Origin of the sequence: Vagococcus salmoninarum (genome assembly GCF_003987495.1) — a bacterium.
GTDB lineage: Bacteria > Bacillota > Bacilli > Lactobacillales > Vagococcaceae > Vagococcus_D > Vagococcus_D salmoninarum.
This window is the reverse complement of the sequence record NZ_NGJU01000005.1, coordinates 76,283-101,433: the sequence shown is the minus strand read 5'-3', so window position 1 is coordinate 101,433 and position 25,151 is coordinate 76,283. Positions and strand designations below refer to the sequence as shown.

At 36.8% G+C, this 25,151-nt stretch carries 25 protein-coding genes and 1 other RNA gene; 21 read left to right on the top strand and 5 right to left on the bottom strand.

Annotated elements, in window-relative coordinates:
* The first annotated feature begins 7 nt into the window (after positions 1-7).
* The 3 genes from CBF35_RS04650 (at position 8) to CBF35_RS04640 (ending at position 5,805) form a co-directional block, all read left to right on the top strand.
* Positions 8-2,716: a YhgE/Pip domain-containing protein gene (locus tag CBF35_RS04650; protein ID WP_126778869.1), complete on the top strand. Its 2,709-nt coding sequence runs from the start codon at positions 8-10 to the stop codon at positions 2,714-2,716.
* 120 nt (positions 2,717-2,836) lie between these two features.
* Positions 2,837-3,694 carry a PRD domain-containing protein gene (locus tag CBF35_RS04645; RefSeq protein WP_126778825.1) on the top strand — a complete coding sequence of 286 codons (858 nt, stop codon included), beginning with the start codon at positions 2,837-2,839 and terminating at the stop codon, positions 3,692-3,694.
* Positions 3,695-3,858: 164 nt separating this feature from the next.
* A complete protein-coding gene (locus tag CBF35_RS04640; RefSeq protein ID WP_126778824.1) occupies positions 3,859-5,805 on the top strand; it encodes a beta-glucoside-specific PTS transporter subunit IIABC in 1,947 nt (648 codons plus the stop codon).
* 90 nt (positions 5,806-5,895) lie between these two features.
* On the opposite strand, the gene CBF35_RS04635 is transcribed toward CBF35_RS04640, so the two are convergent.
* Complete coding sequence (locus CBF35_RS04635) at positions 5,896-6,927, bottom strand: lactonase family protein (RefSeq protein ID WP_126778823.1); 1,032 nt, start codon at positions 6,925-6,927, stop codon at positions 5,896-5,898.
* A 191-nt stretch (positions 6,928-7,118) separates the two neighbouring features.
* On the opposite strand from CBF35_RS04635, the gene CBF35_RS04630 reads away from it, so the two are divergent.
* Both CBF35_RS04630 and CBF35_RS04625 read left to right on the top strand, forming a co-directional pair.
* The gene (locus tag CBF35_RS04630) at positions 7,119-7,475 is read left to right on the top strand and encodes a PTS glucitol/sorbitol transporter subunit IIA (protein WP_244922561.1); all 357 of its coding nucleotides are present in this window, start codon (positions 7,119-7,121) and stop codon (positions 7,473-7,475) included.
* Positions 7,476-7,488: 13 nt separating this feature from the next.
* Entirely contained in the window at positions 7,489-8,658 is a 1,170-nt protein-coding gene (locus CBF35_RS04625) for an AI-2E family transporter (RefSeq protein WP_126778822.1), read from the top strand.
* Between the two features lie 57 nt (positions 8,659-8,715).
* On the opposite strand, the gene CBF35_RS04620 is transcribed toward CBF35_RS04625, so the two are convergent.
* Positions 8,716-9,336, bottom strand: coding sequence for an FMN-dependent NADH-azoreductase (locus CBF35_RS04620; protein WP_126778821.1), 621 nt, complete (start codon positions 9,334-9,336; stop codon positions 8,716-8,718).
* A gap of 334 nt (positions 9,337-9,670) precedes the next feature.
* Between CBF35_RS04620 and CBF35_RS04615 the strand changes: the two genes are divergently transcribed.
* Positions 9,671-10,228 carry a recombinase family protein gene (locus CBF35_RS04615; RefSeq protein ID WP_126778820.1) on the top strand — a complete coding sequence of 186 codons (558 nt, stop codon included), beginning with the start codon at positions 9,671-9,673 and terminating at the stop codon, positions 10,226-10,228.
* Between the two features lie 35 nt (positions 10,229-10,263).
* Here CBF35_RS04615 and CBF35_RS04610 read toward each other — a convergent pair whose 3' ends face one another.
* Together CBF35_RS04610 and CBF35_RS04605 are read right to left on the bottom strand one after the other, a co-directional pair.
* Positions 10,264-11,442 (bottom strand): GGDEF domain-containing protein, encoded by a 1,179-nt coding sequence (locus CBF35_RS04610; protein WP_126778819.1) that lies wholly within the window; start codon positions 11,440-11,442, stop codon positions 10,264-10,266.
* A 21-nt stretch (positions 11,443-11,463) separates the two neighbouring features.
* Positions 11,464-12,966, bottom strand: coding sequence for an AcpB/EbpR/MafR family transcriptional regulator (locus CBF35_RS04605; RefSeq protein ID WP_126778818.1), 1,503 nt, complete (start codon positions 12,964-12,966; stop codon positions 11,464-11,466).
* Between the two features lie 386 nt (positions 12,967-13,352).
* Between CBF35_RS04605 and CBF35_RS04600 the strand changes: the two genes are divergently transcribed.
* From CBF35_RS04600 to CBF35_RS04590, 3 genes are all read left to right on the top strand, one after another.
* A complete protein-coding gene (locus CBF35_RS04600) occupies positions 13,353-13,700 on the top strand; it encodes a zinc ribbon domain-containing protein YjdM (RefSeq protein WP_126778817.1) in 348 nt (115 codons plus the stop codon).
* A gap of 199 nt (positions 13,701-13,899) precedes the next feature.
* Positions 13,900-14,595, top strand: coding sequence for a zinc metallopeptidase (locus CBF35_RS04595; protein WP_126778816.1), 696 nt, complete (start codon positions 13,900-13,902; stop codon positions 14,593-14,595).
* Between the two features lie 59 nt (positions 14,596-14,654).
* Positions 14,655-14,990, top strand: a complete 336-nt coding sequence (locus CBF35_RS04590) for a hypothetical protein (protein ID WP_126778815.1) — start codon at positions 14,655-14,657, stop codon at positions 14,988-14,990.
* A gap of 33 nt (positions 14,991-15,023) precedes the next feature.
* Here CBF35_RS04590 and CBF35_RS04585 read toward each other — a convergent pair whose 3' ends face one another.
* Positions 15,024-15,887, bottom strand: a complete 864-nt coding sequence (locus CBF35_RS04585; RefSeq protein WP_170174712.1) for a helix-turn-helix domain-containing protein — start codon at positions 15,885-15,887, stop codon at positions 15,024-15,026.
* 102 nt (positions 15,888-15,989) lie between these two features.
* On the opposite strand from CBF35_RS04585, the gene lepB reads away from it, so the two are divergent.
* The 12 genes from lepB to CBF35_RS04525 all read left to right on the top strand — a co-directional run bounded on the left by lepB (position 15,990) and on the right by CBF35_RS04525 (position 25,106).
* Positions 15,990-16,547, top strand: a complete 558-nt coding sequence (gene lepB, locus CBF35_RS04580; protein ID WP_126778813.1) for a signal peptidase I — start codon at positions 15,990-15,992, stop codon at positions 16,545-16,547.
* Between the two features lie 15 nt (positions 16,548-16,562).
* Positions 16,563-17,075 carry a tRNA adenosine(34) deaminase TadA gene (tadA, locus tag CBF35_RS04575; RefSeq protein ID WP_126778812.1) on the top strand — a complete coding sequence of 171 codons (513 nt, stop codon included), beginning with the start codon at positions 16,563-16,565 and terminating at the stop codon, positions 17,073-17,075.
* Positions 17,068-18,720, top strand: a complete 1,653-nt coding sequence (locus CBF35_RS04570) for a MutS-related protein (RefSeq protein ID WP_244922560.1) — start codon at positions 17,068-17,070, stop codon at positions 18,718-18,720. The genes tadA and CBF35_RS04570 overlap by 8 nt, the downstream gene beginning before the upstream one ends.
* Before the next feature lie 68 nt (positions 18,721-18,788).
* An RNA gene (ffs, locus tag CBF35_RS04565) (signal recognition particle sRNA small type) lies at positions 18,789-18,875 on the top strand.
* 197 nt (positions 18,876-19,072) lie between these two features.
* A complete protein-coding gene (dnaX, locus tag CBF35_RS04560; protein WP_126778810.1) occupies positions 19,073-20,809 on the top strand; it encodes a DNA polymerase III subunit gamma/tau in 1,737 nt (578 codons plus the stop codon).
* 36 nt (positions 20,810-20,845) lie between these two features.
* A complete protein-coding gene (locus tag CBF35_RS04555) occupies positions 20,846-21,160 on the top strand; it encodes a YbaB/EbfC family nucleoid-associated protein (protein ID WP_126778809.1) in 315 nt (104 codons plus the stop codon).
* 145 nt (positions 21,161-21,305) lie between these two features.
* The gene (recR, locus tag CBF35_RS04550) at positions 21,306-21,902 is read left to right on the top strand and encodes a recombination mediator RecR (protein WP_126778808.1); all 597 of its coding nucleotides are present in this window, start codon (positions 21,306-21,308) and stop codon (positions 21,900-21,902) included.
* Positions 21,903-21,971: 69 nt separating this feature from the next.
* Positions 21,972-22,616, top strand: coding sequence for a dTMP kinase (gene tmk / locus CBF35_RS04545; protein ID WP_126778807.1), 645 nt, complete (start codon positions 21,972-21,974; stop codon positions 22,614-22,616).
* Positions 22,617-22,634: 18 nt separating this feature from the next.
* Positions 22,635-22,964 (top strand): cyclic-di-AMP receptor, encoded by a 330-nt coding sequence (locus tag CBF35_RS04540; protein WP_126778806.1) that lies wholly within the window; start codon positions 22,635-22,637, stop codon positions 22,962-22,964.
* A gap of 1 nt (position 22,965) precedes the next feature.
* Entirely contained in the window at positions 22,966-23,910 is a 945-nt protein-coding gene (gene holB, locus CBF35_RS04535; protein ID WP_126778805.1) for a DNA polymerase III subunit delta', read from the top strand.
* A 10-nt stretch (positions 23,911-23,920) separates the two neighbouring features.
* Entirely contained in the window at positions 23,921-24,775 is an 855-nt protein-coding gene (locus CBF35_RS04530; protein ID WP_126778804.1) for a PSP1 domain-containing protein, read from the top strand.
* Positions 24,768-25,106 (top strand): DNA replication initiation control protein YabA, encoded by a 339-nt coding sequence (locus CBF35_RS04525; RefSeq protein WP_126778803.1) that lies wholly within the window; start codon positions 24,768-24,770, stop codon positions 25,104-25,106. Before CBF35_RS04530 ends, CBF35_RS04525 begins: the two co-directional genes overlap by 8 nt.
* Positions 25,107-25,151 lie beyond the last annotated feature (45 nt).

Below are 25,151 nucleotides of genomic sequence, written 5' to 3'. Positions count from 1 at the left end.
AAAAACGATGAAACAAGCCTTCGAGCTATTTAAATTAGATTGGCAACGAATTTTTAAAAATAAATTAACCTTCCTCTTGATTATTGCCTTAATGATTATCCCATCTTTATATGCGTGGTTTAATATTGCCGCCTTGTGGGACCCTTATTCTAATACGAAAGACATTGCGATTGCGGTTTATTCCGATGATAAAACGGCGAATGTGTTAGAGAAAGACATTAACATCGGTGATAAAATCATTACTAATTTGAAAGACAATGACACTGTCGGTTGGGTCTTTGTCGATTCTAAAGCAGAACTAGATAAGGGCGTGAGAAGTGGTAAGTTTTATGGTGGCATTTACTTGCCGGAAGACTTTTCAGAAAACCTTGTTAGCTTTGTTAGTGGTGATATCAAGAAACCAGAAATTAAATACAGCGTTAATCAAAAAATTAACGCTATCGCTCCTAAAATTACTGATAAAGGCGCCGGGGCAATTAAAGATACGATTAGTACCGAGTTTGTGAATACGGTCAGTGAAACCTTATTAACAACTTTTAATGAACTTGGCTATGATTTAGATGCTAATCTCCCAAGTATTAATAAGTTAAAAAGCAAAATTTTAACAGTTGATGACAACTTAGATAAAATTGACGGTTATACAAAAGAAGTCACAGAATTAAATAAAAAAATGCCAGATTACAAGAAAAAACTCGACAAGGCCAATGAGTTTATTAAATATATTCCGGAAGTTAACAAGATGGGCGATAAGCTTATCGAAGTGAATGGCATGATGCCACAAATCAAAGAATCAGGAAAAATCATTTTAACCGTCCAAGAAAAAATACCGGAGATTCAAAATGCTGGCAAACAAATCAAGATGATTGATGAAGACTTTGATGAATTAGCCAAAATGATGAATGATGCGATTGGGGAAGCAAAAAAAGGCTTAGGAATCATTGCAGAAGCTCAAAAAGTTATCCCAGAAGTCAAAAAATTAGCTAAAACAGCTAATAAGGTTATTCCAACACTACAAGGGGATCTTGATAAAATTCAAACAGCTTTACCAAACATTTCCCAAGGAGTTGATTCGGGTTTGACGATTATTAGTTTAGTCGCCACCGACGTTGCCAATAAAGCTAGTGAAGTTGCTAATTTGATTGGTGACAAAGAATTGACAGAAGCTGATAAAGCTCAGCTTAAAGCCGCATTAAGCGAGTTGAATCATAGTCTTAATAGTATGAATCAAATGATTGGATCAACGATTGATACTTTACTAAAACTACAAGAATTAACTGGCTCAGACCAACTAACAGGAGTCATTAACAAACTAAGTGATGCACAAAATACCATTGCTAAGTTAATTGGCTTGAACCAAGAGGTAATTAATAATGTGGATCACTTGTCCGCTCAAGAGCTGAAAGCTAAGTTGTCAACAATTAGTCAATTAGCTAATCAATTAGCTAATACGATCAATGGGATTGATGTCACAGCCATAAGTCAACATGTTAATCAGTTACTTACAGAAGCGGGAAGTATGTTAGCTTCTGCTGGAAAAATTACGGGAACAATTATTGATGAAGGCTTAATTAGCCAGATTGGTAGTTTATTGACATCGACTTCTGGTACGATTAGTCAAGCGATTGCTTTTTTAGAAAAATACCAAGGCGAATTACCGGCTATCAAAACGGAAATTCATAGTGCCAATACGATTTTAAATGACAACATGCCAACAATTATTAATGGCATTAATCAAGGGGCAGAGCTGTATCAAAATGATTTACCTGTCTTAGAAGAAAAAATGAATAAAGCTGCGGCTTTTGTAACAAGTGATTTACCAAAATTAGAAACAGATATTCAAAAAACTTTAAGTATGGTTAACGAAAAATTACCAGCTGTGGAAACAGCCTTAAGTTCAGCTAGTACTTTGATTGAAGAAGATTGGCCGAGTATTCGCAAAAATATCCATAAAGCGGCTGATTTGATCCATAAAGGGGAAAAAGACATTGATTTAAATGAATTAGTTAAATTACTTAAAAGTGATGCGGCATCAGAAAGTGATTTTATTTCTAACCCAGTCTTAATTGATCAAAAAGATGTTTACCCTGTGCCTAATAATGGATCAGCGAGTGCCCCTTTCTACACCGCTCTTTGTTTATGGGTAGGGGCAGTCCTCTTTTCAAGTATTGCTACAACTGAGTTTCACTTGTCGGAAGACGAACATAAAAAATATTCTAAACGGGCCCAATTTTTAGGGCGGATGGGAACTTTCTTAGTCGTTGGTTTCTTCCAAGCTTTAATTGTCAGTGTGGGAAATCTTGTGTTACTAGGAACCTATGCTGTTAATCCAGGATTAAGTATTCTCTTTTCGCTCTTAGTTGGTTTCACCTTTATGATGATGGTTTACGTTTTAGTTGCCTTGTTTGGTAACTTAGGAAAAGGGGCAGCCGTGATTATTTTAGTCTTGTCAATCTCAGCTGGTGGGGGGAATTATCCGATTGAAATGTCTGGGAAATTCTTCCAAATCATTCATCCCTTTATTCCCTTTACTCATGCTGTTAACTTATTACGGGAACCAGTCGGTGGGATTTACTGGCCAAATGCACTCAAAGCAATTGTGATATTAATCTTTATTGCGATTTTATTCTTTAGTCTTGGCTTATACTTATTCCCTAAAATTAGAGGATTCTTCAAAAAACTTAATACAAATCTGCAAGAAGGACACATTCTTCACTAAAGTGACTAAAAGATAACTCGATTTTGAGTTGTCTTTTTTTTCTAAAGAAAAAAAACTTAGAAAAAGTCTAAAAGATAAGCTATAATAACGTATGAAATTTTATAAAGACGAGGTTGATCAATGAAATATATTAAAAAGTTTAATAATAACGTAGCAATGGTTAAAGATAGTGAAGGAAAAGAATGGATTGTCATCGGTAAAGGCATTAGTTTTGGTAAAAAAGCGAATGATCATGTCTATGTAAGTGAAGTCGAAAGACGTTTTTTAGCGGAGCCTTCCCGAGCTTTTTCTTACATTGTTCAAACGATTTTTAGTCTGCCAGCAGAAGTGATTGAAGCTGTTAATGACATGATTACCGAAGCTGAAGGGCAATTAAAGTTACAATTGAAAGAAACTAATTACATAACTTTACTAGATCATATTCATTTTGCAATAAAAAGAAGTACTGAAGGCTTAGATTACTCAACCTCATTTAAGTGGGAAACTCGCCGTTTGTATCCTCAAGAATATCAAGCAGCCCTTCAAGCAATCAGTTTTTTAAATCAACGCCTAGGAATTACTTTACCTAAAAGTGAAGAAACTTTTATTACGATGCACTTTGTGAATGCTCAAAGTAATCTAGAAAAACTAAGTCAAACGGAGAGAATCAATCAAATCGTCCGTGGGATTATGCTCTTTGTGGCTACCGAATACCAGTTGGAATTAGATGAAGAGTCCACTAATTACATTCGTTTCGTGACTCACCTCCGCTATTTTATTATTCGCCAAATCAATCAGGAAAGGTTGCAAGACTCGATGCTTGATAATGACTTAATGACCATGATTAAAGCTAAATATCAGCGGGCTTATGAAGTGGCTTTAGGTATCAGTGAAAAAGTTAGACGAGAAGAAGGCTGGGAAATTACTAGTAATGAAGTTCTTTATTTGACGATTCATGTCTGGCGAGTGACAGATTTAATCAATAAAAGTGAAAAATAGCGTATACATAATGAATGTTTTTTGATAAAATAAAGAGGTCGAAGTTAGGACTGTTACCTTAAGTGGGCATAACCTAAACTAACATAAGTCGAGAGGTTCTCTCTATTTATGTTGGTTTAGGTTTTTTTGTGTTCATATTTTAAATTAAGAAGGGATTGAAGAAGATGAAGTACGAAGAATTAGCAACACAAATTATTGCAGGGGTTGGGGGCGAGGAGAATGTCAGCTCACTTTTTCATTGTATGACTCGCTTACGGTTTAAGTTGAAAAATCCGCAAAAAGCTGATACAGAAGGATTAAAAACATTAGAAGGCATCGTTACGGTAATGGAAAGTGGCGGGCAATACCAAGTCGTCATTGGGAACCATGTGTCAGAAGTTTTTGCGGCAGTCGTTAAAGTTGGCAAGATAAAAACCGAAGAGATGGATATTTCTGATGCAGAGGAGCCCAAAGGCAATCTCTTTGATCGGTTTATTGATTTAATTTCAGGTATTTTCACGCCAACTTTAGGGGTTTTAGCAGCTTCAGGGATGTTGAAAGGCTTAGTGGCTATCTTATTACAAATGAATGTCTTAGTCGAAGGGACTGGTACCCATTTAATTTTAAATGCGACAGGAGATGCCATGTTTCACTTCCTACCAGTCTTCTTAGGTTATAATGCGGCTAAAAAATTCCGGAGCAATCCATTTATAGCCATGACTATTGCTGGAGCAATGTTATACCCTGCAATTTCAGGTTTAGCGCCTTTAGTAATGGCTGGCTCAGGAGCGGAACCGTTATATACGTTATTTAGTAATACCTTGTTTGAAGCCCCGATTTATGTGACCTTTTTAGGGTTACCAGTCATAATGATGAGTTATGCTTCCTCGGTCATTCCAATTATTTTAGCCACATTTGTAGCGGCGAAAGTTGAAAAAGCTTTTACTAAAGTTATTCCAAGTGTTGTCCGAACCTTCTTCGTGCCATTTTTTACGCTGTTAGTGATGATTCCTTTAACCTTCTTAGTAATTGGGCCGATTGCGACTTGGGCAGGAAATCTTTTAGGGGCAATGACTGAAGGTCTTTATAATATTAGCCCAATTGTCACCGGAATTTTTATGGGTCTTTTCTGGCAAGTCTTTGTCATGTTTGGGCTTCATTGGGGCTTAATTCCAGTGATGATGAGCAACTTGCAAGTTTTAGGTTATGACATGATTGTCGTTTTAACTTTAGCATGTTCGTTCTCACAAATTGGTGCAGTGGCGGCAGTTTATCTGAAAACTAAAAATAGCAAAACAAAAACATTAGCGATTCCGGCTTTTATTTCTGGTTTATTTGGAATTACCGAGCCAGCTATTTATGGTGTCACTTTGCCGTTGAAAAGACCTTTTTATGCTAGTTGTTTAGCAGCCGGCGTCGGTGGTGGGGTTTTAGGCTTTTTCGGCACAAAACAATACATTAATGGCGGCTTAGGAATTTTTTCATTTCCAAGCTATATTAACCCTGAAACAGGAATGGACACCGCTTTTTACGGAGCATTTGTGGCAGCGGCAGTTGGTTTGGTTTTAGGTTTTGTTTTCGCATATCTAATGGGCTTTAAAGAAGAACTACCAGTCGTTGCAGCAGTTAAGGAGACTAATATTTCAGCAGAAAAAAGTAAAGGCGCTTCTCAAAGTCAAGAAGTAGTGGTTGTTAGTCCTTTAGTTGGTGAAGTCAGACCTTTAGAAGAGGTCACTGATCAAGTTTTCGCATCAATGGCAATGGGAAAGGGCTTAGCAATTTACCCAGAAAAAGGTGAACTTTACGCCCCAGCTGATGGGGAAGTGATGATGGTCTTTCCGACGAAACACGCGATCGGAATCTTAACAAATGAAGGGCTTGAACTATTAATTCACATTGGTATGGATACAGTCGAATTAAAAGGCCAGGGCTTTGAATCTTTAGTTGAACAAGGTCAGATCATTAAACAAGGGGACTTACTCATGCGCTTTGATATTGCAGCAATTACTAAAGCCGGCTATGACCTGACAACCCCTTTAGTAGTCTCTAATACAGATGATTTTAAAGCAGTAACAGTAGTTAAAACAAGTTTAGTCGAAAAAGGTGACGAAGTAATGACTGTGACGATTTAAACGATGACGAGTGGTAAAAATCCGTCTAGCTAAATAAAAATAAGCAAGCTAATCCGTGTTACTCGAGGACTAGCTTGCTTATTTATTTTTTTATTTTACAAAGTAAGTACAGACACATTCAGGTGCGTAAGTGTCTTTAGAGATTAAGCTCAGCAAGCCGGTCTTAGTGTCACGGCTAAATAATGTTAAGTTGTCAGACTCTTGATGAGCCACAACTAAAAATTCATCCGTACTGTTAAGATCGAAATCTCTTGGAAAGTTTCCTTCAGAAGGAATTAATTGAATTAAAGCTAATTCTTGGCCATCATGACTAGTTTCAAAAACAGCGATCGAGTTATGTCCACGATTTGATAAGTAAACATGTTTGCCATCTTGAGAAATGCGAATCGCAGCCCCACCACTAAAATCAGTAAAGTCAGCTGGTAAAGTCGATAATGTTTGTAATGTTTCAAATGTACCAGTCGTAGCATCGTAGCTCATGACTACTACAGTGTTAGCTAACTCGCCGAAAAGGTAAGCAACTTGATTATTAGGATGGAAAACTAAATGACGGGGACCAGTTCCTGGTGTGGCTTGATAACAGGCAACTTCAGTTAACGCGCCCTCTGCTGTGACGTCGTAAGTGTAAACTCCATCAGTCCCTAAGTCACAGACGACTAAGCGGTTATCAGGTGTTAAGTCTGCGTAGTGGGCGTGAGGACTTGTTTGATTGGCATGAGGACCACTACCAAGGTGCTGAATCATGTCCACTTGCTTAATTGAGCCATCTACTTGGATCTTATACGAAGTAACTTGACCACGGTGATAGTTTGCCCCAAAAATTAGGCCACGTTGATTATCAATCCCAACGTAACAAGGAGGAGCTCCTTCTTCAGTGACGGTATTTAATAAGGTATAGCCACCATTTTCAGCGGGAGCGTATGCTGCCATGCCACCTTTGCCATCAACAATCGTCATTGAATATAGATTTTTATCAGCAGAAACTCCGACATAAGTTGGGTTTGTTTCAGCAATTAATTCTTTAAAATCAACTAACGCTTTTTTTTCAGTATCTAAAGAGATTTCGTAAATACCTTTACTCTCTCTTTTTGTGTAAGTACCTAATAGTATTTTTTCTAACATTCTACTCATCCTTTCAAATATTATAATCAAAGTATAGCATAAAAAAAGTCAGAGAATCTTAGAAAGCTTTGAAAAAAAGTACTGTTTTTTCTTTAAAAACAAAGAAAGTAGTAAGAAGAAGAGCTTATTGAGGAAAAAAAAGGTCTTTGTGGTACAATTAACATAGAGTAAATAATGTTAGGAGTAGTGACATGATACAAGGAAAAGTAATAGAGATTGGTGAGCAGGCTGTTGACGCTGGCGACCAGATGATTATTTTATTTGGCGAAAGTGCAACGCCGGAATTAAAGAAAGTTTCAGTTATCCAGACAATTGATAAATCAAAAGGTCCGATTAAACTAGGTTTAGGTGGTCATTTATCATTTGATGAGCAGCGTTACACAATGACTCATTTAGGTCGTTTAGCTGAAAGTCAATTAAACGAAATCGGTCATGTGACAGTTATTTTTAGTGAAGTGCCATCGGAAGATGCCTTAGTTAATGCAATCTACGTTGAACCTTTTATTTTACCTGAAATTAAAACAGGAACGATTATTAAATACAATTAAATAGGAGGTCGCAATGGAAAAAAAACGTGCTGAAGAAAGTAAGTTTTCTTGGTTTTGGAAATGGTTTTTAAATAATCAAGTCGTCACAGCCTTGTTAGTTCTATTGTTGTGCTTGCTGATTATTTTACTTTTTACTAAAGTTTCATATTTATTTACGCCGATTTGGCAATTTTTTGGGATTGTTGGATTTCCGATTGTCTTTGCCGGTATTTTATTTTATTTCTTAAATCCCTTAGTTAATTTAATCGAGAAAAAAGGTGTCAAACGGGTTTGGTCAATAGCGATTGTCTTTGTCGGAATTATAGCTTTAATGACATGGGGCATCGTGATAGTTGTTCCTAAAATTCAAGACCAAACATTAAGTTTTATCAATAATTGGCCGGATTATTGGGCAACAATCCAAACAAAAACGACAGAGTTATTGAGTCATCCTTTACTGGATCAATATTCTGAACAACTTGAAAAATTTAGTGATTCAGTTTTTGATAGTATTACAACCGTAGTTAAGGGCTTTTCAAAAAATACTTTTCAAGGTATTGGAAGTTTTATCGGTACAGTCGCTAATGTCTTTGTGACAGTTATTACGACACCATTCATTTTATTTTATATGTTAAAAGATGGTAAAGAGATGACGACGTACTTCTTAAAATTCTTACCAACGAAAGCGCGTAAACCAACGAGAAAAGTCTTAGAAGATATTAACAAACAAGTCTCCCAATACATTCGTGGGCAAGTCACAGTGGCTTTTGCTGTTGCCGTAATGTTTGTGATCGGCTTTAGCCTCATTGGTTTAGATTACAGTATTACTTTAGGAATATTAGCAGGTTTTTTAAATCTTATTCCTTATCTAGGTTCAGCTTTAGCAACTATTCCTGCCTTACTACTAGGTTTAGTCAGTGGGCCGGCGATGTTTGTTAAAGTCTTAATTGTTTTTGGAATTGAGCAAGTTGTCGAAGGACGTTTTGTCTCGCCTTTAGTCTTAGGAAGTCAATTAAAAATGCATCCAGTGACGATTATCTTCGTCCTCTTAACGGCTGGGAAGCTCTTTGGGGTCGTAGGAGTGATAATCGGGATTCCTGGTTACGCCGCCTTAAAAGTCTTAGTTACTCACTTATTTGAATGGTATAAAGATGTTTCTAACTTATATGAAGAAACAGAGATTGACCTTAAAGAAAGCGAATAAAAAAACAATGATTCTCAACTGTCTCGCTAGAGCAGTGTGAATCATTGTTTTTATTTTTTAGAAGTCTGTTGCAAAAGCCGAAGCTTTAGCTAAGGCAGTTCCTAAAATGTCATCACGACGTTCAGGGTAGTGATCAACGCCTTCAACGAATAATTGGTGAAAGTCTTCGACACCGACAAAGTTTAAGATACCTTTTACAAATTGGGAAGAGAAATCTTGGCCATCGTAGCTGCCACCATTTGATTGGATATGTAAGACTTTTTTGCCTTCAGTTAAAGGAACGGGACCTGTTGCAGTATATTTAAAGGTTTTGCCAGCGACGTTGACCGTATCGATCCAAGCTTTTAAACGAGTTGGCACGTTTAAGTTCCATAAAGCATTAGCGATGACAATTTTGTCAGCAGCTAGAAATTGTTCTGTTAACTCGTTAAAACGGCTAACAGCAGTTTGTTGCTCAGGTGATAGCGAAGTAAATTCAGCACCAGCTTTTAATGAGTTCCAAGCAGTTAACAAAGTTTCGTCAACTTCTGGAATGTAACTACTATATAAATCAAGAACCTTAACAGACTCTTGACCGTGTTTTTCTGAATAAGTTTGAATAAATTGCTCCATTAGTTTCATTGATGATGACTCTTCCCCAGTCAATGGATGGGCTTTAATGACTAAAACGTTTGACATGATGATACCTCCAGCGATTTTTTTAAACACTTAACTATATTACTATATGTAAGTAAGTAAAGCTAGTCTTTCTTTATTTTTGTTAAAAGGTAGATTATTCAAAAGATGCGTATCTATACGCAAAATTTGAATAAAATCTCAAGAAACCTTGAAAAGCTTGCTTTAACAGCTTGTTTGTTTGTTTATTGTCCTATATATTCAAATATTTCATACTCATATGCAAAGTGTGGCATAGTAATAAATTCATAGGTTTTATATACTTCTTAATGTAGCCAGGAAAAATAAATCAGACGTTTTTTAAACAAAAGATAAAAACACAACAGGGGGAAATATTATGACAATCGTAGGATATGCATATACAACAGAAGACAAAGGGTACTTATCATCACAACTAGAAAAATTAGGCAAGCACGGCTGTGACAAAATTGTTTTAGAAACAGATGGTTTGAAAACAGTCACACACCCACACGTTGAATTAGAAGCTGCTATTGAAACAATGGAAGCTGGTGATAAATTAGTAATTTTTGAATTAGTATGTTTAGGTAAATCAATTATTCAATTAGCTGAGTTTATTACTGAGTTAGATGAAAAAGGCATTGATTTAATTGTTTTAGAAAAAGAAGCAGACGTGGCTTCAATTGATGACGCAACGTACACAGCGATGATTAAAAACATGGCACAAATGGAAAAAGCGATTATTCGTGAAAGAACTTCTCGTGGTTTAGAAGAAGCTCGTCGTAATGGTCGAATTGGTGGACGTCCAAGAATTTCAGAAGAAACAGTTGAAAGAATTCAATTCTTATACCACAACAACAAATACACACTACGTCAAATTGCTGAAGAATGTAATATTTCTTTAGGAACAGCCTATAAATATACACAAGAAAGATAATTAAAAAGCTTAAATCCTCAAGGATTTAAGCTTTTTTAGGCTCGGGTAATAACTAATTGGCGTTTTCCCCGTTTTTTTGCTTGATAGAGAGCATCGTCCGCCATCTTTAAAGCGAATTCACTATCCACAGGTTTGTCTTGGGTTTTAAAGTGAGTTAAACCAACGGATAGTTCTAAGAAAATTTCTTCCTCGTTCTTTATTAAAGGCGAATTATTAATGTCGTAAAAGACTTTGCGATAGTAGTCTTCTGCTTCAGTCGGACTTTCATTATGGATGATCGCAAATTCATCACCGCCAATGCGACAAATATAGTGCTTAAAGTCACTTTGGTATTTTTTTAAAACAGTACTCAAGTAAGATAAAGCGGCATCACCAGTCGGGTGTCCATAATTATCATTAATGTCTTTGAAATCATCGATATCAATGACGGACAAAGATAAATTAGCTGAAGTTGACTTAGTATTAGCGACGTAGTCAAGGAAAAAATGAAAAGATTCTTTATTATAAACATTCGTTAAGCTGTCATAGACCGCAGCTGTTCGATAAACGTGAACAGACTGGGAAACTGAGATAGCTACATTGATGATGTACGTAGACAGTAAGAAGATCCCTGAATAAATCAGGACATACAAGAAAAATTCAGTTAGTTTAGTTGTCTGTAAAAATGGGTGAAAATAAATACTGAACATTAAGAAACGCGTGATCATAAAGCCACTTAAAAATAATATGTGAGTTTTAAATATTGGAAATTTTTTTCGTTTAATATAAATCCCTAAGATTAGAATCAAAAAAGTAAAAAGAGCGTTATTGATGTATTCGATTAAAGGAATAGGACTTGTTGAAGCGAAGTAGCTTAAGTATTTTAGAATGACTAAACTACTAGCCGTCGTAACCCCTAATAATTCTGAGCCATATATTACAGCAAAGTAAATCATGACGTAACGCATGTCAACACCGTTAGAAGCCCCTAAAATTGGAATTCGGTTGATTGATAAGATAAAACTAATAAAACCAAGAAGGAACCCCACTAAAATCACAGTTCTTAGGCGTTTCGGTTGAACTAAATGACTAGGAACAAAAGATAAGTTGGTGCGATTTTTATTAGTCGCTAAATACAGGGAAATAAAATAAAAGGTTAAGATGGTGCCAATAATTATTGAGATATTAATAACACCAGCATTAACCATCGTTAGATACTTACTTAAGTTTATCAAGAGATGACCTCCTTAAAAGTGTTAACTGTTTTTTTTCAGATAATCTAAGAGGGCAGGGTCAATTTGATTAATTTTATTAATTGCCCGACGGATTTTACCCCAATCTTGATCAGAAGGAATGGCGTCAACGACGATGATCTTATCTTCAGGGATGATATCTTTAAAGAAGGTCGTAACGTAATAGTCGTAACCTTCAAAAATAGCTGGATCAGCCTCTTCTAAAAAGATAACCGATTCTTGGTAGGCAACAACTTTAACTTTCGTGCCGAAGTTTTTAACAATCATTTCTGCTAATAAGTTAGCATGTTCTTCACCGAGATCGCTGAGGACTAACATGGAAGCTTTTTCTTTTTTATTTTCGAGAATTGTTGGCAAGCGACGCCATTTAACCATGACCCAGTAAATCACTTCATTTTTAAAAGTGGATAGCCAAGGGAAAGCCATTTCTGCTTCCATCGTCCCTAAGCCTTTTTCAACGACTTTAGTGAAGGAAGGAAAATTTTTACGAATGGCTGTACCGTTAAATTCGTAGCGATTAAACAACATATAATCATCGAAAGGATAAGTCAGATGTTCGAGATAAATGAATGTGAGAACATTCTTAATGTTTTGGCGGCTTAAATCATCAATTTCTAAATCTAAAGCAACTTTGATTAACTCAATAAAATCAGCTAACTTACTTTTTAAAGCAATAATATCAACGTGGTCAATAATAATTGCCTTAACGAAATAAATAGAGTTAATCAAATCATCTAAGAGCTTATCGTTTAAAGACAAGTCTAAGACTGAAATCAAAGAATTTATTTGTTCTTCAAATTCGTAAAAAGGGTCGCGCATTTCTTTAGTAATCCGCTCTGGATGAGAGATTTCTGAATAAAAACCTTGACTAATCCGTTCCAGACTCACTGCCATAACGTAAGCTAGGTTCATAATTAAGACTTCATCGACTTGATAGCCAGATTTAACGAAAATATCCCGCGCTAAAATAACCGTTTTTCTTCGATCAAGGGCAAAGGGCCAGTCATGAATGCCGTAGACTTCTGAGAAAAAGGTTGTATAAAAGTAACGAACATAAATTTCGTTTTGATTTGAGACGCGACATGGTCGTTTTTGTAAATTTAAACCATAGTGTGTTAATGAACTAGTCAGTTGATTAGCAATTCGGTATAAGGAAGATTCACTAATAAACATTTCGTCTTCCCAGTCTTCAATGTTTGTATGAGGATTGAAAAATATTTTCTCTAATAGTTGAAATGCTTCAGAATTTTCAATAACACTATTGTATACAACCGATGCATGACTACTTGGTGGCGTACTTAAACGAACACCGTTCTTCTTTGAAGTCTCAATGATTAGATGGGGAAACCAATTTTCTTTTAAATAATGGACATCACTATTAATTGTTCTTAGGGATGCTTTGTTTGTATTGGCAAGTTCATTTGAACTTAACCAGTCAGCAGACCTGTTTAGTTGTTCTAATATCTCTAAACGTCTTTTGGTAGATGAGTCTAAAAGTTCTCTCATTTGGACCTCCTTTAACAGTTACTTAACTAGTATAGCATTTTTAACTAAAATGTTAAAATTAAACTTTAAATGAACTGTTTATTATTATTTCAAATGGTTGCTTAAGTGTTAAATAACCATATTATGAAAAAAGAAATCAATTTCTAGAAAATAACTGTTTTAAAAGTTTTTAAGGATACTTATCTTGTTAAAAGTGATTAAATAAGTGAAATTAACGATGAACACATTAGTAATAAGTTGGAAAATTATTAAAAGTTCTTTATTTGAAAGAAGTCAAACCGTCGATTATTATATAAAGGGTAATATAATAACAAGAATGTGTTTGCTTTTTATTTTGAATATGCTAATCTATGTTTAGTGAAATATATAATGATAGGAGCAAAAAAATGTCAATTCCAAGCTGTCCAGAATGTCAGTCAACTTATACTTATGAGGATCGTAACTTATTCGTTTGTCCCGAATGTGCCCACGAATGGTCTGGTGAAGAAGTACTAGAAGAAGAAGTTGGGTTAGTTGTTAAAGACACTAACGGTAATGTTTTAACTGAAGGTGATACTGTTTCAGTCGTCAAAGACTTAAAAGTTAAAGGCTTTTTAGCGGCGATTAAACAAGGGACAACGATTAAAAACATTCGTTTAATTGATCCTAAAGATAATGCCGATCATGACATTGATTGTCGGATTGACGGATTTGGGCAAATGAAACTTAAATCAGAATTCGTCAAAAAAATCTAAATATTTAGTTGAAAAGTGACTAAAAACTTACCAAGGAATAATAATCAGAGCCAGACTTCAGATTAGTATCCATAGTTAGTTTTTAGTCTTTTTTTTAATCTTAAATGCTTCATACTTTATTCAAGTAATTGTTAGATTCTCATGGTAAAATTAAAAGTATCAGACGAGAAGTCGATTATTAGAAATGGGGGGAGTAACAATGTTTGGACCAATGAATTTATTCTGGGACTCAACGTATATTTTAATTATTATCGGAATGGGGTTGTCTTTTTTAGCCTCAAACTATGTTAAAACGACTTTTAAGAAATACGATGAATACGCTAATAAAAAAGGCTATACAGGAACAGATGTTGCAAATATTATTTTGGCTGAATCAGGGATTAGAGATGTCCGGGTTCAAGAAATCGGTGGCGATTTAACTGATAATTACAACTCAGGCAATAAAACGTTAAATCTATCTCAAGCCACTGCTCAGTCTCAGTCTGTTGCCGCAATCGGAGTGGCTGCTCACGAGTGTGGTCATGCAGTTCAAGATCAAGTTAATTATTTCCCACTGAAGTTACGCTCGCTTTTAGTGCCGGCGGCAAATATTGGGGCAACAATTTCTTTCCCCTTAATTATGGCGGGTGTTTTCTTTGGGCAGTTTTTAATCAATATTGGGATTGTCTGTTTCTCTTTGGCCTTGATTTTTCAATTAGTGACATTACCTGTTGAATTTAATGCCTCAAGTCGGGCCTTGAATATCTTAAAAGAGAAAAATGTTTTAGACAGTGAAGAGTTAGGCATGGCTCGAAAAGTTTTGATTGCCGCTGCCTTAACTTATGTGGCCTCAGCAATTTCAGTCTTTTTACAATTGTTAAGATTGATCATTATTTTTGGAAATAGACGGGATTAATGGGTAATTAAGACTAATAATGTTATACTAAAACTAGATAAATTAGAGGAGCTGAGAAAATGAAAAAATCAATGAAAGTCATACTTGGAATCGGTACCGCAACTATTATTGGCAGTGCAGTCGCTTTGACTGTCTCGGATAAGTTAATTGAAACAATTAAGCAAGCGAAAAATCGTCAAACTGTGAAGCAATTTGTTAACGAAAAATTTGATGGCAGTGAAAAGTTATTGAACATAGTTGATGATTTATCAGATTCGGAAGTTCAATCAGTCGTTAGTATTTTAAGAAAAGTTAAAGAAGGCCGGAAAAAAATTTCTGTCACTAGTAATCCAGTGCGGGAGGGGACGGAAGAAGTCAAAAGAATGTTAGCTAATTTTGTGGAATCCTTCGCCTAAAAAAAAGAGTTGCCTCGAGGCGACTCTTTTTTTTTAGGCAACTAATAAGTAACTAAGAACTAAGTCATCCATATTTTTTAAAGATAAACCAGTCTGCTCATGGTATTTCTCTAAGCGGTACTGGAGGGTGTTCCGATGCATAAAAAGTTCTTTAGCTGTCGAACTAATATTTCCTTGGTTTCGCCAAAGGACTGTAATAATTTCAGTCATTTCAACGTCAATCGTTAATTTTTTACTAAAGATTTGCATAATTAGACTTTGATCTAAGGCTTCTTTAGTGAAATAATGTAAGGCGACTTGGGACAAAGAAAAAGCTGATTGACTTTTAATCGTTGGCAATTCAGTTAAGAAGATATTTTTCTCTTCTTGGAAAAAACGGGGGAAGCCATCACTAACAGTTAAATAGCTACCGAGAAAAGCTTTACCTTTCCATAAAAAGTCACTTTCTAAGGTCAGTAAAATACCTTCCAACTCTTCTAAAGAGTAGTTGTTTTCTTGTTTTTCTTCAACTAAGAGGCCGTAAGTTTCAGTGACGAAAAAGTAGTCTGCTAAATGGGTAAACATACTAGCAAAGGCTTCTAGCCACTCCTGACGATCCACTTTTGAGACATGATTCATTAAATTAAATTGGATAATTCGGTAAGTACCAGTGGGTTGTTCCAAAGGCTTTTGTTCAAACAAAAAACGATACCAAGGGTGTTGTTGCTCATTAACAGTAAGGGTTTTTTGATTAGCGTATAAATGAGTTAAAAGTTTAACTTCTGACTCACTTAACTCTGCCAAAGCTAAAACAAACCACTGATTTTCAATCGGGATATTTAAATAAAGGGAGGGATCTTTTGGAGCCGGGAGCATGTTACCAAAACTGTAAATTTCCTGTAACTGTTGTTTTTCCATTCTCATCACCATTTATCTCTCTATTAATTATGTAAAATTCTATTTATTCATAGTATACTTAATGGCAGAACAAAAAACAAATCAGAGAAAAGAGGAAAATTAATGAAGAAGAAAGGTATTGAAGGGAAGTTAACTAAAGGCGATTTGCTTCAATTTATCATTATTGCCTTAGTAGTCTTGTTAATTAGAGTCTTTTTATTTACTCCCTTGAGAGTGGAAGGTATTTCAATGGCGCCAACTCTTGCCACAGGCGAACGACTTTGGGCTGTGAAACAAAGTAAGATTGAGCGTTTTGATATTATCAGCTTTAAATCCCCAGTTGATCCTACTAAAACGTACATCAAACGAGTAATCGGTTTGCCAGGCGATCATGTGGCTTATAAAGCTGATTTATTGTACATCAATGGCGAAGAAATCCCAGAGCCTTATTTAGAGAATTACAAAAGCCAGTTAGATCCAGGTCAGCTCTTTACCGAAGATTATAGTTTAGAGAGCCATTTAAATATTAGTGACATTCCCCAAGGTTATTATTTTGTCTTAGGAGACAATCGCCCCCATTCTTTTGACAGCAATGAATTTGGTCTAATATCGAAAAAAGCGATTAGTGGAGAAGCGAAATTTAAGTATTGGCCAATCAGTGATTTTGGTAAGATTGATTAAAAGTGAGGAACGATAATGGAAAAAGTGACAAGTTTTACTTTAGCGGAAAAAGAAGCATTTATGAAAGAAGCCTATCAAGAAGCGTTGAAAGCCGAAAGGATTGGTGAAGTGCCAATTGGGGCAATCATTGTGCAAGAGGGTCAAATTATCGGCCGGGGCCATAATCGTCGAGAAGTTTCTGGCGATCCGACAACTCATGCTGAAATGAGTGCCATTCAAGAAGCTTGCGCCGGTTTAGATAGTTGGCGTATCGCAAACTCACAGCTTTTCGTGACTTTAGAACCATGCCCGATGTGCAGCGGTGCGATTATTTTGGCTCGGATTGAAGAAGTTTATTACGGTGCCCCTGACCCTAAAGGGGGAACAGCTGGAACTTTGATGAATTTATTGACAGATCAACGCTTTAATCATCAAGCATATGTGGAAGCTGGCATTTTAGAGGTTGAATGTGGGCAATTATTAACCCAATTTTTTAAAGACTTACGGGCCCGTAAAAAAGCTGAAAAAAGGCGACTCGCTGATGAGTAAACAATGGTTGCTAATTACTAGCATGTTACTATTAAGTCTTTGTTTATATCTAGGGATACAGAGTTGGGAAAAACGTAAATTAAAAGAAAAGATTAGGAAAGAGTGGGGGATTCATCCTAGAGGAAGCCGCTTTGATAAAGAAGAGAGTCTAAAAGCGGCGTGGCTAAATTATGAGGAACAACATCCGAGTGACTTTAAAATTGATGACATTACTTGGAATGATTTAGATATGGCAAGGGTTTTTGAATTATTAAATAATACAAAATCTAGTTTGGGCGCAGAAAATCTCTACCGATTGTTACGAAGTTTTGCTAATGATTCCAAGGGGGTTGCTGAATTTCAAGAGTATCTTGATTTTTACGAAGGGGATGATCAGGCTCGCAGTAAGATTCAATACGTTCTAGCTAAAATTGGCAAACGGGATCGTAACCAGTTAACGGTTTACTTAAATCAACCCCAAGCCAACAAGTTAGGCAATCCCTGGTTGTATTACTGCTTAGGCGTTGCCCCACTTGTGTTGCTAGGGGCCTTGATTATTTCTCAGAATAGCCTCTTTTTATTAGGGCTAATTGCCAATGTGGTCACGAATAGTATCGTCTATTTAATCAAAAAACAACAGTTAGAACGAGAGTTGTTGAGTATGAGTTACTTAGTCAATATGATTGCCTTAGCTAAAGAGGCAAGTCAAGTGTCTCACCCTTGCCAAGGGGAGTTGAAGGAGTTAAGCAAAAAGCTAAAAACCGTTGGGAAGCTAGGCTTTATATTTCGCTTTAAGTCAGGATCGGAATCGGAGATGTTTTTAGAATACCTTAATATTCTCTTTATGGTGCCTTTAATCTCCTATAATGTCGTAATCAATAAAATTAGTACTTTCCAAAATGAAGCTTTGCGCTTAGCGGAAATCTTAGGGAAAACGGACAGTGCCATTGCGGTTTTAAATTTCAAGAAAATCATGCCTTATACGAGTCCGCCGAGTTTTGCTACGGAAGGCGGCATTAGTAGCCAAGGGATGTACCATCCGCTATTAAGCCAAGCCGTTGCGAATGAGGTCCAGTGGCATAAAACGACGCTTGTAACGGGTTCAAATGCTTCCGGCAAGTCAACTTATCTCAAAGCTGTCGCCATTAATGGGATTTTAGCTCAAACCATAGGTCTCACTTGTAGTCGTAGTTGGCAAATGAAACCAGGTGCCGTTCTTAGTTCGATGGCTTTAGAAGACAGTTTATTTGAAGGCGATAGTTATTTTGTCGCGGAAATTAAGTCGGTTAAACGCATCATTGAGAAAGTTAAAGGTCAAGAAACTTGTTATTGTTTTGTTGATGAAATCTTAAGAGGCACAAACACTGTTGAGCGAATTTCCGCTTCTTCCGCCATTGTCAACTGGTTAAGGGCAAGTCAAAGTTTAGCCTTCATTGCTACCCATGACATTGAATTAACGGAATTGCTAAAAGATCACTGTGAAAATATCCATTTTTCTGAAACAGTTACTGAGGATCAAGGGGTGACCTTTGATTATGTCTTACGCCATGGGCCAGCTAAAAGTCGCAATGCTATTCAGCTTTTAAGTGTCATGGCTTATCCGAAAAGCATTATTGCTGAGGCAGAAAACCGCGCCCAACATTTCGAAAAAACGCGAAAATGGTAGTGAGAGAAACTTTTCGTGAAAAAGACTAGCTATAATAAAAAAAATAAGGTACAATAGGTCTTGCCGCAAGGCTAGGGCAATGGTGAGCTTGCCAAGCGTGTCAGGTCCGGAAGGAAGCAGCACTAACAAGTGTCACCATGTGCCTTTATAATTTAAAACTTTCAACGACTCAAGACTAATCTTGAGTCGTTTTTTTATTTTGACTCATAGAGCTTAAGAGAGAGGGGCTGACTTTTGTAATTAGTCAAGATAACTTCAAACTAAAAGCCAGATGACTTTTTAAGAGTGGAAATTTTGCCCATTCTAACGTATAATAATAACTAGCGATTTTTTTGAAAGTGAGGGAGAATAAATGAGCTACCAAGCTTTATACCGAGTCTGGCGTTCCCAACGGTTTGATACGATTGTCGGCCAGCAAACGGTGACGCAAACATTGAAAAATGCGATTATCCAAAATAAAACCTCCCATGCCTATTTATTTACAGGTCCACGGGGGACAGGAAAGACGAGTGCGGCTAAAATATTTGCTAAAGCGATCAACTGTCCGAATAACCAAGATGGTGAACCTTGTAATGAATGTGACATTTGTCAGTCGATTACCGAAGGCCGCTTAAATGACGTAATTGAAATTGATGCTGCCAGTAATAACGGTGTTGAAGAAATTCGTGACATTCGTGAGAAAGTCAAATACGCACCGACTCAAGCAGAACATAAAGTTTATATTATTGATGAAGTTCATATGTTATCGACAGGGGCGTTTAATGCCTTGTTAAAAACCTTAGAAGAGCCACCTAAAAATGTCTTATTTATTTTAGCAACGACGGAACCTCATAAGATTCCGCTGACGATTATTTCTCGGACCCAACGTTTTGATTTCAAACGGATTAGTACGGAAGATATTGTTAATCACTTAGGACATATTTTAGAAGAAATGGCCTTACCTTTTGAAAAACAAGGTCTATACGTAGTAGCCCGAGCCGCTGAAGGGGGGATGCGAGATGCTTTAAGTATTCTCGATCAAGCCTTATCTTTTGGTGAAGAGGGGTTAATGTTAAATGATGCCCTACAAGTCACCGGCAGTCTAACGTTTGAAATGATGGACCAGTTTATGAGCCATTGTGCTCAGCAAGAAACGGAAGAAGCTTTAGTCGTCTTAGCTAATTTATTAGACGAAGGCAAAGAGGGTAGCCGCTTTTTAGAAGATTTACTGCTTTATTGTCGAGATCTTTTGATGTTTCAACAAGCCCCTAACTTGTTAGCTAACCAGAGTGGTCAGTTAACGGCAGCTTTTAAAGAATTAGGGACGAGCTTGTCACCAATAGTTATTTATCAATACATAAAATTATTAAGTGATACCCAAAATGACATTCGTTATACGAATCACCCGAATATTTATTTGGAAGTGGCAACTGTCCGCTTAAGCACATTACGGCCAGTAGCTGCGGATCAAGGAGTAGTTAGTTCAACAGCTGAGCCGGTGGAATCTGCAGCCTTTAGCCAGTTACAAGAGCAAGTGGCGGAATTAACTAAAGAGTTGGCGAAAGTCAAAAATACTGGTAGTGTCCAAGAAAGCCAAGGTGCTAATAAACCTACGCCTAAACCTTCCACGTATCGTTTGCCAACAGAGCGAGTCTATCAAGTCTTAAGAGACGCGACTCGCGGGCGCTTGCAGCAATTGCAAGATGCTTGGGAAGAACTTTTACAGTTGTTAACTGTGACTCAACGAGCGATGTTAAAAGCTAGTGAGCCAGTCGCTGCTAGTGATGGCGGTTTAGTCATTTCATTCAGTTACGAAATTGTTTGTCAACGGGCTAGTGAAGACCTGGAATTACAAGAAAATGTGACGAAAGGTTTAGCGCGCCTCATTCAATACGAACCAAACTTAGTCTGTATTCCAAGTGACAGTTGGTCTGGCTTGCGGAAAGACTTTTTGAACAGTCATCAAACAGAGATGGCCAAGGCGTCGACTAATGATGCCTTGCCAATCAATGAGTTTGATGGTGAAGAACCAGCCGAAGACGAAAATAAAGTCGTTGATGAAGCTTTAGAACTCTTTGGTGAAGCCGTTGTCGAAGTTGTTAATGATTAATCAATTTAATAAAATTATATATAGGAGTGATGTAAAATGATGCGTGGTATGGGAAATATGCAAGGCATGATGAAACAAGTACAAAAAATGCAAAAAGAAATGGTGGTTGCTCAAGACGCCTTAAACATTAAAGAATTTACAGGAGTAGCAACAAATGATTTAGTGACAGTAACCTTTACTGGTGATCGTAAAATGGTTGATCTAACAATTAAACCAGAAGTCGTTGATCCAGAAGATGTTGATATGATGCAAGACTTAATTTTAACGGCAGTTAATGATGCCTTAGTTAAGATTGAAAAAGAAACAGAAGCAACAATGGGTAAATACACTAAAGGTATGCCAGGATTTTAATTGATTGATGAGATCGAAGAAGGGGTGACAATAGTCCTTTAAATACAAGTCTTTGACTTTTGGAACCCATGTATCAAACAACGTTCATCAAAAAAAGGGGCCGGTGACTAATGTCACAGCCCTTTTTTAGAAAGTAGGGGATAGGATGCATTATCCAACACCAATCGCAAAATTGATCGAAAGTTATATGCGTTTGCCAGGAATTGGGGCGAAGACTGCCGCCCGTTTAGCTTTCTTCACTTTAGACATGCGTGAAGAAGATGTTAATGAATTTGCCAAAGCGTTAATTAGTGTTAAAAGAGATTTACATTATTGTGCGATTTGTGGCAATATCGCTGAAGAAGAAACGTGTGAGATTTGCCAAGAAACAACTCGTGATAAGAGTGTTGTCTTAGTTGTCGAGGAACCAAAAGACGTGATGTCCATGGAGAAGATGCGGGAGTATAAAGGTCAATATCATGTGTTACATGGAGTTTTATCACCAATGGATGGAACGGGTCCTGATGATATTAACATTGCGCCATTAATTAAACGACTTCACGATGATAAGATTACGGAAGTGATCATTGCAACTAATGCTACAACAGAAGGTGAAGCGACAGCGATGTATCTTTCCCGCTTAATTAAACCAGCGGGAATCAAAGTGACTCGTTTAGCTCACGGTTTGTCTGTCGGTAGCGATATCGAGTACGCAGATGAAATTACCTTATTAAAAGCTGTTGAAGGTCGCCGCGAAATTTAGTCGTCTAAATAGACAGTCACTACGTAATCAAGTAAAATAAAGATATGAAAGACATTGGAGGCAGTTGAAGTGAAAGGTATTTTTATAACAATCGAAGGTCCAGATGGTGCTGGAAAAACAAGTGTCATTAAAGAATTAGGACCAAAACTGGCAAATGAATTGAATCGTCCCTTAGTATTGACGAGAGAACCAGGAGGCATCCCGATTGCCGAAAAAATCAGGAATATTATTCTTGATCCTAAAAATACAGAGATGGATGAACGAACCGAAGCATTGCTTTACGCAGCGGCCCGCCGTCAACACTTAGTAGAAAAGATTCTACCAGCTATCGAAGCTGGAAAATTGATATTATGTGACCGTTTCGTCGATAGTTCATTAGCTTATCAAGGTGCCGGTCGCCGAATTGGTATGGCTGAAGTTGCTTCAATTAACGAATTTGCCATTGAATCAGTTACGCCAGACTTAACATTGTATTTAGATGTCGATTCTGACACTGGTTTAAGTCGCATTCAACAAGGTCGTTCATTAGCTGAGCTAGATCGTTTAGACGTGGAAAGTCCAGTCTTTCATCAACGAGTGCGACATGCTTACTTGAAGTTAGCGGAAGAAAATCCTGAAAGAATCGTAATGATCGATGCTCGAGAATCTTTAGAAGTTGTTATTGAGCATTGTTTTGCAGCAATCAGTGAACAGTTCCCTGAGTTATTCAATTAAAGAAAGGTGGAGTTATGTATGAAATTAATTTTAGCTATAGTCCAAGACAAAGATAGTAACCGTCTATCTAACGAGTTTATCGACGCTAACATTAGAGCGACTAAATTGTCGACAACAGGAGGCTTTTTGAAAGCCGGTAATACAACCTTTATTATCGGGATTGAAGATGAGCGTGTTCAAGGCGCCTTAGACATTATTAAAGACATTTGCCAAGCCCGGGAACAATACGTGACTGCCCCAGTTAGTTTAGATGCGGCTGTCGATAGTCATATGGCTTATCCTGTAGAAGTTCAAGTCGGTGGTGCCACAGTTTTCGTGATGCCAGTTGAAGGCTTCCACCGCTATTAAGATGGGAATTTCACAAAAACAACCGATTGTCTTTCAACAATTAGCCGCAAGTGTCGCTAAAAATCGTTTAACTCATGCTTATTTGTTTGAAGGGGAGCAAGGAACTGGTAAAAAAGAAATGGCCCTCTGGTTGAGTCAACGAATTTTTTGTTTAGAAACAAGTGATCAACCTTGTGGTAGTTGTCATAATTGTCAAAGGATAAGTAATGAAGAACACCCAGATGTCATCAATATTTTACCTGACGGCCAACGAATTAAAGTTGACCAAATACGTGAAATTAAAGAAACATTCGTTAAAAGTGGGATGGAGAGTCAGCAAAAAGTTTTGATTATTCATGATGCCGAAAAGATGACGGCTAGCGCTGCTAATAGCTTGTTAAAATTTATTGAAGAACCTGAAGGCAAGATTGTGATTGTTTTTCTAACAAGTGCTAAAGGCCGGATTTTGCCAACGATTCAATCCCGTTGCCAAGCGTTACACTTTTTACCATTATCAGAAAAAAACTTAAAATCAGAGTTGTTAAGCCAAGGGATTTCTGAAATTGACGGCGACTTACTGGCCCAATTGACTCATAGTCTTGATAAAGCTATTGAAATTTATCAAGAGGAGTGGTTTAATGAAAGTAAGGAAACTGTGGACAAGTGGTTAGTCTATATCCTTGAAAACAATCCCTTTTCTTTTGTTTATGTCCAACAAAAGATCATTAAAGTCTTTAAAGAAAAAGAGCAGCAAGGGCTTCTCTTTGATATGTTATTAGTTTATTTAAGAGGTGTTTTATCACTGACAATCAAAGGTCAGAAATCTCAACAGTTTCCGACTAAGTGGTCGCGGCAAAAATTGTTAAAAGGGATTGAAGAAACACTGAATTGTCGTAAAAAAATCGAAGCAAACGTCAGTTTCCAAAATGTATGTGAACAGTTTACATTGCATCTGTTGGAGGGATAAGGAGGTTATTATGGTAGAAGTTGTTGGTGTCAGATTTAGACCAGCGGGACAAATATATTACTTTACACCAGGCAAAGAAGAATATAAATACAATCAAAAAGTACTAGTTGAAACACAACAGAGTAAACAATTAGGGGCTGTTGCAATTCCGAAGAAAATTGTTGAACCAGCGGATTTACCAGATGACTTAAAACCGATTCTGAAAACAGCCTCAAGTGACGAAATAAAAAAAGAAGATAAAAATCGCGAAGATGCTGCAGTAGCCTTTACGATTGCGAAGACTAAAATCGCTGAACATCAATTAGAGATGAAACTTATTCAAGTCGAATATGCTTACGACCGCTCAAAAATGATTTTTCAATTTACAGCTGAAGGTCGGATTGATTTTAGAGAATTAGTCAAAGATCTAGCAAGTATTTTCAAAACGCGGATTGAACTGCGCCAAATAGGTGTCCGAGATGAAGCTAAAATCTTAGGCGGAATTGGTCCTTGTGGTCGTCAACTATGTTGTTCAACTTTTTTAGGGGATTTTATTCCTGTTTCAATAAAAATGGCTAAAGATCAAAACTTGTCATTGAACCAAACGAAAATTTCTGGCTTATGTGGCCGTTTAATGTGTTGTTTGAAATATGAAAATGATATGTATGAAGATGCTCGTCGTGAGTTACCCGATTATGGCAAAGAAATCAAAACACCAGAAGGCTTAGGCAAAGTAATTGGTTTAAATTTATTAGATCGAGTAGTTAAAGTCCGCCTCTTTGGTAAAGAAATGACCGTTGATTATGATTACGATGAACTAAAAGAGTTTGAAAAGAACGGCTTAGCTCAGGTGACAACGGATAAAAAGGAAGATTCTGATGGATAAACGAACACTACATGACGAATTTGGTCATTTAGAAACAGAAGTCAAAAATATTTTAACTCGCTTAAGTGATATGAAAGAAGCAGTCGACAAGTTAACTGAGCAAAATGTTAGTTTAGAAATCGAAAACCGCCATTTACGAGCCCGTTTAATGGAGCTAGAGGCGATTCAAAATAGTTCTGATGAAAAACAAGAACTGTCTAAATCTCGTTTGAATTTAGAAAAAATTTATGAAGAAGGCTTTCATGTCTGTAACGTTTGTTACGGTTCACGCCGTGAAAATGATGAAGAGTGTGCCTTTTGTTTAGATGTTATCTATGGCGAACGTAAGTAAACTGGTCGGAGAAATCCTACCAGTTTTTTAGTATTACTTGTGAAC